This window comes from Pantoea brenneri, assembly GCF_038594305.1.
Taxonomy (GTDB): domain Bacteria; phylum Pseudomonadota; class Gammaproteobacteria; order Enterobacterales; family Enterobacteriaceae; genus Pantoea; species Pantoea brenneri.
Window position 1 is genome coordinate 1,553,847 of sequence record NZ_JBCGBG010000001.1, and the last position, 15,088, is coordinate 1,568,934.

The window sequence follows — 15,088 nt, forward strand, 5'->3', positions numbered from 1 at the left end:
TTCCTCTTATTCCTTTCCGAGTGCAGCCGTCAGTGATGCACTATCGTTGACGGCAGCCGCTGTCAGGCTATCCACAATGCGTTTGGTCAGACCGGTCAGCACTTTGCCTGGACCGATCTCCAGCAGTTGGGTCACACCCTGTGCCGCCATCGCTTCCACGCTTTCGGTCCAGCGAACCGGGCTGTAGAGCTGGCGCACCAGCGCATGGCGAATCGCGCCAGCGTCAGTTTCGGCTTTGACATCGACGTTATTGATCACCGGCACCGCAGGCGTATTGAAGGTGATGGACTCCAGCGCCACGGCCAGTTTGTCCGCCGCTGGCTTCATCAGCGCGCAGTGAGACGGCACGCTGACCGGTAACGGCAGCGCACGCTTAGCTCCGGCAGCCTTACAGGCTGCGCCGGCACGCTCTACCGCTTCTTTGTTACCCGCGATGACCACCTGGCCTGGCGAGTTAAAGTTAACCGGCGAGACGACCTGACCTTGCGCACTCTCTTCACAGGCTTTGCGGATTGATGCGTCATCCAGGCCAATAATCGCCTGCATTGCGCCAGTACCTTCCGGCACGGCTTCCTGCATCAGTTTGCCACGCAGCTCAACCAGCTTGATCGCATCGGCAAAATCCAGCACGCCAGCACATACCAGCGCGGAATATTCACCCAGGCTATGACCGGCCATCATTGACGGCTGCTCACCGCCCTGCTGCCGCCAGACACGGTAAATAGCGACCGAGGCGGCTAACAGCGCTGGCTGGGTCTGCCACGTTTTGTTCAACTCTTCAGCCGGCCCCTGGCTGACTAACTGCCATAAGTCATATCCCAGTACCGCAGAGGCTTCACGGAAAGTCTCTTCCACCTGCGGATAGGTAGCGGCTAAATCAACCAGCATACCGACCGTCTGTGAACCCTGGCCTGGGAAAACAAAAGCAAATTGCGTCATCTTACGTTCCTGTCAATCAAAAGCGAACCAGTGCAGAACCCCAGGTGAATCCACCACCAAAGGCTTCCAGCAAAATAAGGTGTCCGGGTTTGATGCGGCCATCACGGACCGCTTCATCCAGTGCGCTTGGCACCGATGCGGCAGAGGTATTGCCGTGGCGATCAAGGGTAACCACTACTTTATCCATGGTCATACCCAGTTTCTTCGCCGTCGCGCTGATAATGCGCAGGTTGGCCTGATGCGGTACCAGCCAGTCCAGCATTTCGCGGTCGAGATTATTGGCCTGCAGCGTCTCATCAACGATGTGCGCCAGCTCGGTGACCGCAACTTTGAAGACTTCGTTGCCAGCCATGGTGACGTAGGCGGGTTGGTCCTGATGCGCGCGATCCTGATAAGGCAGGGTCAGCAACTGGGCGTAGCGGCCATCGGCGTGCAGGTGGGTCGAAATAATCCCCTGCTCTTCACTCTGGCCAAGTACTACCGCGCCGGCGCCATCGCCGAACAGAATAATGGTGCCACGATCTTCCGGGTCCAGCGCACGTGCCAGCACGTCAGCACCAATCACCAGCGCATGCTTAACCGCGCCATTTTTGATGTACTGATCGGCCACGCTCAGGGCGTAAGTAAAGCCCGCACAGGCGGCAGCAAGGTCAAACGCCGCGCAGTCTTTGATCTCCAGCATTTGCTGGATCATGCAGGCGGAGCTGGGGAAGGCATGGCTGGAAGAGGTTGTGGCGACAATAATCAGCCCAACATCGTTCGCCTCAATGCCGGCCATTTCGAGGGCGCGTTGAGCCGCGCTGAATCCCATGGTGGCGACCGTTTCATCAGGCGCAGCAATACGGCGCTCACGGATGCCGGTGCGGGTGACAATCCACTCGTCCGACGTCTCCACCATTTTTTCCAGATCGGCATTGGTGCGAACCTGGCTAGGCAAATAACTGCCCGTACCGATAATTTTGGTATACATCTAGGCTTTGTCACTCCTGGCTAATACAGCATCAAGGCGCGCAGCAATTCGTTCGGGAACCTGCTGCCGCACCGCCTGCTCTGCCTGTTCTATCGCCACGGTGAAAGCATGTTGACTTGCTGCACCGTGACTTTTGATCACTGTCCCGCGCAATCCTAACAGACAAGCGCCATTGTACTGGTCAGGGTTGAGATGCCCGAAACGCTTCGCCAGTCGTTTCTGGATCCAGCGTCCCAGCAATCTCAGCCACCATGACCGTTTTTTGCCTTCCCCCGACGACTTCAGCAGGGAAAGGAACATTCTTACCACGCCTTCCATGGTCTTCAGCGTGACATTACCGACAAACCCGTCACAGACCATCACATCCGTTTTACCGGTGAGTAGCTCATTACCTTCAAGGTAACCAATATAGTTGATCTGCGGTGATTCTCGCAGGATTACCGCTGCGTCGCGAATGGTTTCCAGCCCTTTGGTCTCTTCATGACCAATATTGAGCAGCGCGACACGCGGCCGGGCAATGCCGAGCACATGTTCCGCCATCACCGATCCCATCACCGCAAATTGCACCAGCATCGCACTGTCTGAGCCGACGTTAGCCCCCAGATCCAGCACCACGGTTTTACCCTGCTGCTGATGCGGTAAAACGGACATTAACGCCGGACGTTTAATGCCATCCAGCGGCTTTAATATCAGCGTGGCCAGTCCCATCAGGGCACCGGTATTGCCTGCGCTTACGCAGGCCTGCGCACGTCCCTCTTTGACCATCTCCAGCGCCACACGCATTGAGCTGCCGCGACTGTTTCGAATAGCCTGAGCGGGTCGCGCATCACTTGCAATAACCGATTCGGCAGGAATGACCTGCAAACGCCCCAGTAAGGAGGAATCCGCTTTGGCAAGCAATGGCGTGAGAATGTCGGGATTTCCGACCAGAAGAAGGAATAGCTGCGAATGAGAGGCCAGTGCCTGCAATGCTGCAGGCACTGTCACGCAAGGACCGAAGTCCCCGCCCATGGCATCAATAGCCAGGGTCAAACGTGTCAAGGTATCGCCTTGCTAAGCAAGAAACTTACTTAACGATAACCTTGCGACCGCGGTAGTAACCATCCGCAGTAATGTGGTGACGCAGATGAGTTTCGCCAGAAACTTTATCTACTGACAGAGCAGCAGTGGTCAGCGCATCGTGCGAACGACGCATACCACGCTTAGAACGGGTGGGTTTATTCTGTTGTACGGCCATGGACCTTACTCCTATTACTTACGCTTTAAACTGGCTAATACGGCAAATGGATTTGGTTTCTCCGCCTCTGCAGGCAGTTTGCCAAAGACCATGTCCGCCTCGGACACTTCACAGTGTTCAGAATCATGTACCGGAACGACCGGCAGCGCGAGAATGATTTCGTCCTCGACGACTGCCATCAGATCGATCTCACCAAACTCGTTGACATCGATCGGCTCGTACGCTTCCGGCAATGCCTCGGCCTGCTCTTCAGAAGAGACAGGACTGAAGCAATAACTTACGTGTACGTGATGAGGAAAGGTCTGGTTGCAGCGCTGACAACGCAACGTCACTTGTACTTCAGCTGTACCCGTCAGTACCGCCAGACGTTGACTGTCAACCGCAAACGACATGGCACAATCCACATCACTGTCCACACTAACCACTGACTCGGCCACGCGCTCCACCTGTGCAGATGTGTAGACACCTTGATAATCAAGGCGTTTTTGAGCGGTGCGGACGGGGTCCAGTGTTAGGGGTAATTTTACCTTTTGCATAGGGCGCGCATATTAACTTTGTAATGTCATAGAGTCAAAGAAAAAGGCCGTTAAACAGCATCTTTCAACCACTATTCGCATCCAGTGCGGCGCACAGTTTAAAATGACTGTCACCAATTCGCTATCACTATTGAAAAAAAATGACCACATCGATTCTTTTAGCCTCAACCTCGCCCTTTCGCCAGGCATTATTGCAAAAGCTGGGCCTGCCCTTTATCACCGCCGCGCCCGAGGTGGATGAAGCCCCGTTGCCCGGCGAAACCGCGTCAGCGCTGGTGACACGCCTTGCGATAGCAAAAGCGCAGGCGCTGGCGCAGGCCTTTCCCGATCACTGGATCATCGGTTCCGATCAGGTCTGCGTGCTGGATGGGGTGATTACCGGTAAACCGCACAGCGTGGAGAACGCCCGGGCGCAGTTACGCGCCGCCAGCGGTAACCGCATCACCTTTTACACCGGCCTGGCGCTCTATCATCCTGCCAGTCAGCAACTGATGCAGTGCTGCGAACCGTTTGTGGTGCATTTCCGTGAAATAACCGACGCGGAGATTGCGGCTTATATAGAGAAGGAACAGCCGCTGCACTGCGCCGGCAGTTTCAAAAGTGAGGGACTGGGGATTTGTCTGTTTGAGCGGCTGGAAGGACGGGATCCCAACACGCTGGTGGGACTGCCACTGATCGCGCTGAACGGCATGTTACGGCAAGCCGGCATCAATCCGCTGTCGGACTGATGCCGGGATAATTATGCTTTCAGCTGGCGTAGCCTGATCAGACACTGCTTCAGGCCGTCATCCAGCGGCGCTTCCACCCGCATCACTTCGCCGGTGCCAGGATGGGTAAAGGTCAGCGCCGCGGCGTGCAGGAACAGCCGCTTTAAGCCGGTTGAGGCTAACTGGCTATCAAACTCACGTTCGCCGTAGCGATCGTCGAAGGCGATTGGATGACCCGCATGCAGGGTATGAACGCGAATCTGGTGAGTTCGACCGGTTACCGGGCTGGCTTTCACCAGCGTGGCAAAGTCGAAACGCTCCTCCACCTTAAAGCGGGTTTCAGAAGGCTTCCCTTCACTACTGACGCGCACGATACGTTCGCCGCTCTGCAGAATATTCTTCAGTAACGGCGCCTGCACCACTTTCAGATGTGAAGGCCAGTTACCGCGCACCAGCGCCAGGTAATCTTTCTGCATCCCTTTTTCGCGCAGCTGTTCGTGCAGGGAACGCAGCGCTGAGCGCTTCTTCGCCACCAGTAAAATGCCGGAGGTATCACGATCCAGTCGATGCACCAGCTCCAGGAAGCGGGCTTCGGGCCGCAACGCACGTAATCCTTCGATCACCCCGAAGCTCAGCCCGCTGCCGCCGTGTACCGCGGTGCCTGACGGCTTATTCATCACCAGCAGGGATTCATCTTCATACAGGATGGCGTCAGCCAGCGAGGCGACTTTGGCCAGCTTCGGCGACACCGCATCTTCATCACGCTCCGCCACCCGCACCGGCGGAATACGGACCTCATCGCCCGCCTCCAGCTTATACTCCGGCTTGACGCGCTTTTTATTCACCCGCACCTCGCCTTTACGTACGATGCGATAAATCATGCTTTTTGGCACACCTTTCAGTTGGGTGCGCAAAAAGTTATCAATTCGTTGTCCGGCATTTTCAGCCGTGATGGCGACAAGTTGTACGCCCGGATTCTCTGTTTTCATGGCGGCGATTCTAAATAGTGTCCCCTGATAGCGCCACCCCTTTTTCTGTGCTTAACTCTGGGGTTAGTGTCGCGATAAGCGCTTCGGCTGCTGGCTTTTTCAGCAACCGGATGTTTTCCCCGACACCGTATAGCGTTAAATGTAAAGAAACTTCACAAGCTGGCTAAAGTCGCCTTGCTATATGAAGGTTAGCAATGGAATAATGCTTAAGTTTCTTACCTGAAGGGTTTCAGGGCAGAAAAAGAGCGAAATTGTCATTTTGCCGGATCGAGCAGACACGCAGCAATGGCGTAAGACGTAATGCGAAATCAGGCACTTAGCGGGCTGCGGGTTGCGGCCTGGACAGCAGTATGGAGTGCACGGGTTTTTTATTTGTCTCAGGCATTTCCACTATCTGGTGCTGTTTTCCCTTATGAAAAACAGGCCACCGACGTTATTTGCGCCCCTCGCGCGGTCGACAGCCGTGAGGTTGACGACATTGCACTAAGTCACGGGGCCATCGGTTGATACTCGTCCAGGGTAACTATGCCCGCAGCTGTAATCACTCATGAAAGAATAACGAGTAAGTCACGATGAAAAGAATGTTAATAAACGCAACTCAGCAGGAGGAGTTGCGCGTTGCCCTGGTTGACGGTCAGCGTCTGTACGATCTGGATATCGAAAGCCCAGGACACGAACAGAAAAAAGCCAACATCTACAAAGGTAAAATCACCCGTATTGAACCCAGCCTTGAAGCTGCGTTTGTCGATTATGGCGCAGAGCGTCACGGTTTCCTCCCCTTAAAAGAAATCTCCCGCGAATATTTCCCCTCCAGCTACAACGCGCACGGTCGTCCAAATATCAAAGACGTCCTGCGTGAAGGTCAGGAAGTCATTGTTCAGATTGATAAAGAAGAACGCGGCAATAAAGGCGCTGCGCTGACAACCTTTATCTCTCTGGCGGGCAGCTATCTGGTGCTGATGCCGAACAACCCACGTGCCGGAGGGATCTCCCGCCGCATTGAGGGTGACGATCGTACCGAACTGAAAGAAGCCCTTTCTGCGCTGGAACTGCCGGAAGGCATGGGATTGATCGTGCGTACCGCCGGCGTCGGCAAATCAGCCGAATCGCTGCAGTGGGATTTAAGCTTCCGTCTTAAGCACTGGGAAGCGATTAAAAAAGCCGCTGAAAACCGCCCTGCTCCGTTCCTGATCCATCAGGAAAGTAACGTGATCGTGCGTGCATTCCGCGACTACCTGCGTCAGGACATCGGTGAGATCCTGATTGATAATCCAAAAGTGCTTGAGCTGGCGCGTCAGCATATCGCGGCGCTGGGCCGTCCGGATTTCAGCAGCAAAATTAAGCTCTACACCGGTGAAATTCCGCTGTTCAGCCATTATCAAATCGAATCGCAAATCGAATCCGCTTTCCAGCGTGAAGTGCGCCTGCCTTCCGGCGGCTCGATTGTGATTGATAGCACCGAAGCGTTAACCGCGATCGATATCAACTCAGCACGCGCTACGCGCGGCGGCGATATCGAAGAAACCGCCTTTAACACCAACCTTGAAGCGGCAGACGAGATTGCCCGTCAGCTGCGTCTGCGTGACCTCGGCGGACTGATCGTTATCGACTTTATCGATATGACGCCGGTACGCCATCAGCGCGCAGTAGAAAATCGTCTGCGTGAAGCGGTCCGTCAGGATCGTGCGCGTATCCAGATTAGCCATATTTCCCGCTTCGGCCTGCTCGAGATGTCACGTCAGCGTCTGAGCCCGTCGTTAGGCGAATCCAGCCATCACGTCTGCCCACGCTGTAGCGGCACCGGCACCATCCGTGATAACGAATCGCTGGCGCTCTCTATTCTGCGTCTGATTGAAGAAGAAGCGCTGAAAGACAACACCAAAGAAGTCCACGCGATCGTTCCGGTTCAGGTGGCCTCTTACCTGCTGAATGAAAAACGTGAAGCCGTGAACGCCATTGAAAAGCGTCAGGGTGGCGTGAAGGCGATCATCGTACCTGATGACAAGATGCAAACCCCGCACTATTCGGTGCTGCGCGTGCGCAAAGGTGAAGAGACTCAGACCCTGAGCTACCACCTGCCGAAGCTGCATGAAGCAGAAATGGCGCTGCCATCTGAAGAAGAGCATGGCGAACGTCGTCGTCCTGAACAGCCGGCACTGGCGGCATTCGTGATGCCAGATGCCCCACCGGCTCCGGTAGAAGTCGCGCCTGAAGCGCCACGCGCCGAAGCGCAACCGGCAGCGAAAGCGGCCCCTGCCGTCGCAGCGCCGGCCACGGTCAGCACCGGCTTCTTTGGCCGCCTGTTTGGTGGTCTGAAGAAAATGTTCGGTGGCGAAGAAACCCCTGCAGTGACGCCAGCCGCCACTGAAGCAGCGGAACCACAGAAAGCGCCGGAAAGCGAAGAAGAGAACGCCAGTCAGCGTGGCGAACGTCGTAACAACAACCGCCGCAATAATAACCGTCGTGAGCGTACGCCGCGTAACGGTGAGAACGGTCAGGCGCGTGAAAGCCGTGAACCACGTGAGCCACGTGAAAGCCGTGAACCGCGCGAAAGTCGCGAACCACGTGAAAATCGTGAGCCGCGTGAAGGCAATGATAACCGTCGCAACAAACGTCAGTCTCAGCCTAATGAAGCGCGTGAAGAGCGTCCGGCACTGAGCGAAGAAGCCCGTCAGCAGCGCGACGAGCAGCAGCAACAGCGTCGTGAGCAGCGTGCTGAGCGTCAGCGTCGTCGTCAGGAAGAGAAACGCGCCCAGCAGGAAGCGGCCAAAGCCGCCGAGCAGCCGGTTGTGGCTGAAGCAGTTGTGGAAGCACCCGAAGCGCAGGATGACGATCGCGTGCAGGTTATGCCGCGTCGTAAGCCGCGTCAGCTGAGCCAGAAAGTCCGCGTTGATGATAACCGTCGGCCACTGCCAGCAGAAGCCACTGACATTGCCGTGCCGACCGAAGCGCGTGCAGTACAGCAGCCAGCGGCTGAAGTGCTGCCGACGGAAGCGCCGCAGATCGAAGAGCAGGATGATAACGATAGCCGTGACAACGCCAATATGCCGCGTCGTTCACGTCGTTCGCCACGTCATCTGCGCGTCAGCGGTCAGCGTCGTCGCCGTTATCGTGATGAGCGTTATCCGACTCAGTCCGCTATGCCACTGGCTGCGGCAGCCGCGTCGCCAGAGATGGCATCCGGTAAAGTGTGGGTACGTTATCCGGTGAGCCAGGCCAGCGAAGAGCAGGTTGTGCAGGATGCGGTTCAGGAAACGGCAGATTACACCCGCGAAGAGACAGCAGGCGCCATTGCGCTGCCGGTTGCTGCTGCGGTTGAATCAGCAGCGTCACAGGACGCGCCAGTACAGCAGGCTGAACCACAGGCAGAAACGCCGGTAACCGTGGTTAACACTGACGATACCAGCGCTATCGACGCGCCGGTTGATCATCAGCCTTCGGTGATCCCGGCTGCGGCTGAAGCGACCGCTGAAACTGTTGCTGCTCAGGCACAGCCTGCTGAGCCGGTCAGAGATACGCCAGCGACCGCTTCTGCTGATGACAGCGCACAGCCGACAGAGATTGCGCAGCAAGCGCCAGTTGAAGTCAGCCGCGAAACGGAAGCACAGGTAGAAGAAGTGCTGAACGCCCCGGTCGCTGCCGCAGCAGAAACGGCACCGGTCAGTGAACCGCATGCACCTGTCGCTGCCCGTGATATCGAGCCGGCCGCGGTAGCGCAACCGGCCGCCACGCCAGCACCTGCTGCTGAGCCAATGGCCGCCGCGGACGTCACGCGCTGGAAGCACTTCGCTTCTGCCCCGATGACCAAAGCGCCGGCGCCGGTCTGGCAGCCAGAACCTGCACGTCACAGCGATTGGGTACGTTCGGCGTACGAGTTCGACGGTCGTGGATCTGCTGGCGGTCACGCGGCAACCCATCAGGCCACTGCGCCAGCAACCAAGCCATAACGCTGACCCTGACCTGAACCTGACCCCGGCCTGCAAGCCGGGTTTTTTTTATGCCTGTGGTGCGGGATTCAGCCCGAATTCAGGCAAAAAAAATCCCACCCTCTTTTATCAGGAGGGTGGGAGAAACTAAGCGCACCCGGTTAAAGTACGCTCAAATTTTCAGGTCAGATTATGAATTCAGCTGGAACAGTGACATCTTGGACATATCGGTAAAGGTCTTGTACGACGCCTGCAGCGCCGTCTGCTGCATGGTGTAGCTGGAGACCGCAGCGGTATAATCGACATCCACCAGATCGCTCATCTGCGAACTGTAAATCACATTACGATCGTCGCCCTGCGCATCCAGCGTATCGAGTTCCGACAGCTGGGTACCAATCTCGGAGCGTACGGTTAACACGTTATTCAGCGAGTTGCCCAGACCACGGTTGGTTTTATCCATCGCAGCCTGGAAAGTCTGTTTAGTGGCAGCATCAGCGTCATCCTGCGGCACTTTCAGCGCTGCAATTGCGCTGTCGAGCATGGCGAACAGGTTGGTTTCGCTGGCGCTGCCGTCCGGCTCTTTAGTGGCATTGCCGGTGATCGCCATGAAGATGTCGTCACCGGTATGACCAACGGTCATGGTGCGGCTACTGTCCACCTTCTGGGTGATCGCATCGGTTCCGCCCGCATAGCTGACGCCGGTGCCGGTGCCATCGACAAACGGCGCGCTGTCCGTTTTGTAACCCGCAAAGATATAGCGACCGTTCGCATCCTGGCTGTTGGCCTGGTTAAGTAACTGGGCGCGGATGCCTTCAAGCTGGGTTGCAATCGAGCCACGGTCATCGTCACTCAGCGTACCGGTTGAACCGTTAACGATCAGGGTTTGCGCATCCTGAATACTGCTGGTCACGCCTTTCAGCGCATTCTCTTCCAGCGATAATCCCTGGTTAGCAAAGGTACGTGCCAGCGCATACTGGCTGCTTTGCGCCTGAGTCTGTGACAGCACCACTGCGCGTGACGCGGCAATCGGATCGTCAGATGGATTGGTGACGCGGCGGCCGCTGGAGAGTTGCTCGCCCACTTTCAGCCAGGAGGCTTGCGAGTCGGTAATCCCGCGCACCTGCTGGTTAAACATCATATTTGTACTGATTCGCATGCTTTACCCTACCCTTAGCGAATATTGATCAATGCATCAAAAATGGTGCTGGCAGTCTGCAGCACCTGCGCATTTGCCATGTAATATTGCTGATATTTTGTCAGGTTAGCGTACTCCTCATCGAGGTTGACGCCAGAAACTGACTGCTGGCGATCGGTCAGCTGACCGACCACGCTTTTCTGCGTGGTGCTGGTAGTTTCCAGCGAGCTGGTTTTGTTGCCGACGGTACTGACGATGCTGGCATAAGCCTGCGCCAGCGTGGCGTTGCCGCCTACCAGTTTGGCATCCTGCAGGTCCAGCAGCTTTTGCGCATTACGGTTATCGCTTTCGCCACCGGTCGCACCGGCAGCGGCAATCTGTGATTCACTGGTGATCGCCACCGACATATCGTTAATGGCGTTCTGTACCGGTTTCACCAGAAAACTGTCTTTCGCAGCCGGCGCAGGCGTAGCGGCGACGGTCAGCTTCATGCCATCAAAACTCAGCGTGGTATTGCCGTTCGCATCGGTACCTGGGGTAATCGGGACGGAGATGCTGTCAGACGCGCGGGTCGCGGTCCAGTTGCTGCCGTCATAGCTCAGGGTATAGTTTGACGCTTTCAGCGCGCTGGTATCGGTCCACTCGGCGGTGACCGAAGCGGCAGTGCTGTTTTTACTGTTGCTGACCACGGTCGGGGTGCCGATATTAAAGAAATCGACGCCCTGATCGCCGTTGCTGTCAAAGCCCTGCTTATGCACGGCGTTGAAGCTGCTGGTGAAGGTGGCGGCCAGCTGGCCGAGCTGATTCTGCGCCAGATCGAGATCCTGAGAACGGAACGCCAGCAGACCACCCAGTGAACCGGTGGTAATCAGCTTCTCCGGGATCTCAACGTTACCCGCCTGTTTATCAACATAGCCGATGGTGGTCCGGGTTGGATCGCTGCTGGAGGTCATCGCCACCAGCTGGTTTGATTTGGTGCCATTGACCAGCGTCAGGCCGTTAGCCATCGAGACGCTGTAGCTACCATCCTGCTCTGAGACGGTCACGCCGACCACGTTGTTGAGGTCGCTGACCAGTTGATCGCGCTTATCCAGCAGATCGTTTGGTGCGGTGCCGGTACCGGTAGTCAGCCTGGCGATCTGCTTGTTGAGATCGGCAATCTGAGTGGTATAGGTATTGACCTGATTGACGCTGGAACCGATGTCGCTGTTTACGCTGTTCTGCATGCTGGTCAGATACTGCGAGGTGGTCTGGAACTGGCTGACCAGTCCCTGGGCGTTACTCAACATCGACTGGCGCGCCGACGGATCGTTGGCGTTGCTCACCACGTTCTGCAGGTTGGTAAAGAATTTCTGGATGGAGGTTGCCAGGCTGGTGGTCGAGGTTGACAGCAGATCGTCGATATTGGAAATCTGGCTGTACTGGGTGTTCACCGCGCTGTAGTTTGCGCTGGAGCCACGCAGCTGGGCGGCGATAAAAGCATCATATTCGCGCTGTACGCCGGTCACATTAACCCCGTTGCCGTAGTAGCTATTGCCCTGCAGAGTACTGTTTGCCTGGGCAAGGATGGTGGTCTGGCGTGTATAGCCCGCCACGGTGTAGTTAGTAATGTTATTACTGGTGGTACTCAGGGCGGCCTGCGCGGCACTCAATCCGCTCATCGCGGAGTTAATTATGCTGGACATCTCGGTTCCTTACATTCCCCGTCAACCGGGCTGGCAGTCATCAAAGTGGGCGCCAGCAGGCGAAAACGCATCTGGCTTATGATGGTGTTATCGGCGTGCTTAAGTGAAACTTGAGGCTGAATTATCAGAACAGGTCGCCTAAATCCTGACTGTAGGCTTTTACGACTTTGTCGCCCATGCTCTTGAATTGCTGAATCATTCCCACCAGCTTTTGCGCATATTTAGGATCGGTAGCATAGCCTGCCGCCTGTAGCGCCTGTGCACCCTGCTCGGCACTCGACGCGTTAGCGACCGCCGCGTAGCGTGGGTTATTGCTGATCAGTTTGACGTAATCGGTCAGAGCCTCGAAATAGGAGTTGTAGACCCGGAAGCTGGCACGCACTTTCTTCGCTTCGCCCTGCTCATATTCGGTGGTCATGATGTCGGTGGTGTCGCCTTTCCAGTCGCCGCTGGCCTTGATACCGAACACGTTATAGCTCGGTTTACCGTCGCGGGTCAGGATCTGGCGCTGGCCCCAGCCCGACTCCAGCGCCGCCTGCGCCAGAATCAGATGGTGAGGAATGCCGCTCTGCTGACTGGCCGCCTGGGCTGGCTGGGTCAGCTGGGCGATAAACTCACGGCTGTCGGACGGCAGGCCGGTCGGTGACGAGACCGGCAGGCGCGGCATGGCTTTACGCACCAGCTGCTCCAGCTGCTGCGCCGGCTGTTGTACCGCGCCGACGGTGCTGAGAATAAAGCTGTTATCCAGCTTCATCGGCACCGTGCCGGCTTTTTCATCCGGGGCGGTGGCGGGCTGCATCTGCTTAACGATGGTTTCCGCCAGCCCGAGTCCACGTTTACCCATCTCCTGCGCAATCTGCTGATCGTACATTGAGGTGAAAAGTTTGGTTTGCTCGTTGCTCATCATGCCGTCCTGCGGCAACGCCTCACGCATGCTTTTCAACATCATCTGTACAAACATCCCTTCGACCTGGCGAGCCACCTGCAGCGCTTTGCCTTTCGGATCGCTGCTGGCCTGGTGTTTCAGTTCGTTCAGTGAGCGGCTGTCGTAAGCCGCACTCATCAGAGATTGCGTATCAGTCATCAGATAATTTCCAGTTTGGCGCGCAGACAGCCGGCGCTCTGCATTGATTGCAGGATCGACATCAGCTCGATTGGCGATGCACCCAGCGCATTCAGCGCGCGCACTACATTGTTCAGGTTGGCGCTGGCATTCACACGTTGCAGTGCCCCGCCGCTCTGACGCAGATCGATCTGGGTCTGGGTGGTGGCTACCGTCTGCCCACCGGCCAGTGGCGTATCAGGCTGGCTGACGTTCTGCTGCTGATTCACCGTCACCGACAGGTTGCCCTGCGCCACGGCACATTGATTCAGCGTTACCTCGCGGTTCATCACTACCGAACCGGTACGGGAGTTGATGATCACTTTCGCATCTTCGACCGGAATCGAGACGTTGATGTTCTGGATATCCGCCAGCAGGCGTACCTGAGCCTCGTTATTCGGCGATACGCGGATCTGAACGGTACGCGCATCCAGCGGTTGGGCGGCACCGTAACCGCCACGCGCGTTAATCGCATCGGCAATGCGCTGCGCCATCGAGAAATCTTCATTGTTGAGCTGCAGGTTAATGGTGTTCTGCGAACCAAAGTTACTTTGCAGTTCACGTTCTACCGTCGCGCCGCCGGTAATCCGGCCACCGTTCAGCTGGTTAACCTGTACGCTGCTGCCGCCTGCCGACGCACCGGCACCGCCGACCAGGATGTTCCCCTGAGCCAGCGCATAGACCTGGTTATCCACCCCTTTCATCGGAGTCATCAGCAGCGTTCCGCCGCGCAGGCTTTTAGCGTTACCCAGTGACGACACCACCACGTCAAGCGTCTGTCCCTGACGGGCAAATGCTGGCAGTTTTGCCGTCACCATCACCGCCGCCACGTTTTTCAGCTGCATGTTGGTGCCGGTCGGCACGGTAATCCCGAGCTGTGACAGCATGTTGCTCACCGTCTGGGTGGTAAACGGCGTCTGAGTGGTCTGGTCACCGGTACCGTCCAGTCCCACCACCAGTCCGTAACCGAGCAACTGGTTTTCCCGCACGCCCTGTACGGTGGTTAAATCACGGATCAGATCGGCTTTTGCCAGCAGGCTGACGCCCAGCAGCAGCGCCAGTCCGACGCGTAACAGCGTTAACTTTTTCATTGAAACCTCTTACATCGGCGAGATGTTCAGGAAGAAACGCTGTAACCAGCCCATGGTCTGCGCCTCATTGATATAACCGTTTCCGACGTACTCAATACGTGCATCGGCGACGGCAGTAGATAACACGGCGTTGCTGGCGCTGATGGTGCGAGGGTTAACCACGCCCGAGAAGCGAATGAACTCCGTGCCCTGATTAATGGCGATCTGTTTCTCGCCCACCACGTGCAGGTTGCCGTTCGACAACACCTGATCCACGGTGACGGTAATGGTGCCGGTAAAGGTGTTGTTAGCGGATGCGCCACCTTTACCTGCGAAATCGTTTTTGCCTTCGGCGCCAAAGTTGGCTTTTTCACCACCGGCCCCAACCAGCCCTGCCAGCCCGGTCGGAACCGCGCTTAAGCCGAAGCTGTTGCTGCCATCACGACTGGCATTCGCCGAGGAGCTTTTGCTGGCGCTGACGTTTTCCTGCAGCGTAATCGTCAGGGTGTCGCCAATGTTACGTGGGCGACGATCTTCAAACAGCGGCTGATAGCCGTAGTTGAGTGGCGCGACGCCCTGGAAAATCGAACCGTTAACCACCGGTGGCGCGGACGGCATCGGCTGCGCCGTCGTCGCCCCTTCTACCAGCGGTGTACGCGGTACCAGTGCACAACCGTTAAGGGTTAGCAGCAGCGAGGCGACTAACCAATGTCCAGGCTTGAGAATCTGTTGCTTCGCCACGGAGTCACGACCTTATCTGTGTCTGTTCTTCAGGCCAGCCGGAACTGGCCC

13 protein-coding genes are annotated in these 15,088 nt (G+C 56.8%); 2 read left to right on the forward strand and 11 right to left on the reverse strand.

The window, feature by feature from the left end:
- Nucleotides 1-6: 6 nt before the first annotated feature.
- Genes fabD through yceD form a run of 5 tightly spaced genes read right to left on the reverse strand, consistent with a single transcriptional unit; the run spans nt 7 to nt 3,682 of the window.
- Entirely contained in the window at nt 7-939 is a 933-nt protein-coding gene (gene fabD / locus AABB92_RS07230; protein WP_046288394.1) for an ACP S-malonyltransferase, read from the reverse strand.
- A 16-nt stretch (nt 940-955) separates the two neighbouring features.
- Entirely contained in the window at nt 956-1,909 is a 954-nt protein-coding gene (locus AABB92_RS07235; protein ID WP_031376570.1) for a beta-ketoacyl-ACP synthase III, read from the reverse strand.
- The gene (plsX, locus tag AABB92_RS07240; protein ID WP_069728168.1) at nt 1,910-2,950 is read right to left on the reverse strand and encodes a phosphate acyltransferase PlsX; all 1,041 of its coding nucleotides are present in this window, start codon (nt 2,948-2,950) and stop codon (nt 1,910-1,912) included. It lies immediately after the preceding gene.
- Between the two features lie 25 nt (nt 2,951-2,975).
- Nucleotides 2,976-3,146 (reverse strand): 50S ribosomal protein L32, encoded by a 171-nt coding sequence (rpmF, locus tag AABB92_RS07245; RefSeq protein WP_003849870.1) that lies wholly within the window; start codon nt 3,144-3,146, stop codon nt 2,976-2,978.
- Between the two features lie 14 nt (nt 3,147-3,160).
- Nucleotides 3,161-3,682, reverse strand: coding sequence for a 23S rRNA accumulation protein YceD (gene yceD, locus AABB92_RS07250; protein ID WP_031376569.1), 522 nt, complete (start codon nt 3,680-3,682; stop codon nt 3,161-3,163).
- A 140-nt stretch (nt 3,683-3,822) separates the two neighbouring features.
- Between yceD and AABB92_RS07255 the strand changes: the two genes are divergently transcribed.
- A complete protein-coding gene (locus AABB92_RS07255) occupies nt 3,823-4,410 on the forward strand; it encodes a Maf family protein (protein ID WP_031376568.1) in 588 nt (195 codons plus the stop codon).
- A gap of 11 nt (nt 4,411-4,421) precedes the next feature.
- Here the strand turns inward: AABB92_RS07255 and rluC are convergent, their stop codons facing one another.
- Nucleotides 4,422-5,378, reverse strand: coding sequence for a 23S rRNA pseudouridine(955/2504/2580) synthase RluC (gene rluC / locus AABB92_RS07260; RefSeq protein ID WP_031376567.1), 957 nt, complete (start codon nt 5,376-5,378; stop codon nt 4,422-4,424).
- 572 nt (nt 5,379-5,950) lie between these two features.
- On the opposite strand from rluC, the gene rne reads away from it, so the two are divergent.
- Entirely contained in the window at nt 5,951-9,325 is a 3,375-nt protein-coding gene (rne, locus tag AABB92_RS07265; protein WP_031376566.1) for a ribonuclease E, read from the forward strand.
- Between the two features lie 169 nt (nt 9,326-9,494).
- Here rne and flgL read toward each other — a convergent pair whose 3' ends face one another.
- From flgL to AABB92_RS07290, 5 genes are all read right to left on the reverse strand, one after another.
- Nucleotides 9,495-10,460 (reverse strand): flagellar hook-associated protein FlgL, encoded by a 966-nt coding sequence (gene flgL / locus AABB92_RS07270; protein ID WP_031376565.1) that lies wholly within the window; start codon nt 10,458-10,460, stop codon nt 9,495-9,497.
- 14 nt (nt 10,461-10,474) lie between these two features.
- Nucleotides 10,475-12,124: a flagellar hook-associated protein FlgK gene (flgK, locus tag AABB92_RS07275; protein WP_031376564.1), complete on the reverse strand. Its 1,650-nt coding sequence runs from the start codon at nt 12,122-12,124 to the stop codon at nt 10,475-10,477.
- A gap of 124 nt (nt 12,125-12,248) precedes the next feature.
- Nucleotides 12,249-13,208 carry a flagellar assembly peptidoglycan hydrolase FlgJ gene (flgJ, locus tag AABB92_RS07280; RefSeq protein ID WP_031376563.1) on the reverse strand — a complete coding sequence of 320 codons (960 nt, stop codon included), beginning with the start codon at nt 13,206-13,208 and terminating at the stop codon, nt 12,249-12,251.
- Nucleotides 13,208-14,317, reverse strand: a complete 1,110-nt coding sequence (locus tag AABB92_RS07285; protein WP_031376562.1) for a flagellar basal body P-ring protein FlgI — start codon at nt 14,315-14,317, stop codon at nt 13,208-13,210. Before AABB92_RS07285 ends, flgJ begins: the two co-directional genes overlap by 1 nt.
- Before the next feature lie 9 nt (nt 14,318-14,326).
- Nucleotides 14,327-15,037 (reverse strand): flagellar basal body L-ring protein FlgH, encoded by a 711-nt coding sequence (locus AABB92_RS07290; protein ID WP_031376561.1) that lies wholly within the window; start codon nt 15,035-15,037, stop codon nt 14,327-14,329.
- Nucleotides 15,038-15,088: the final 51 nt, after the last annotated feature.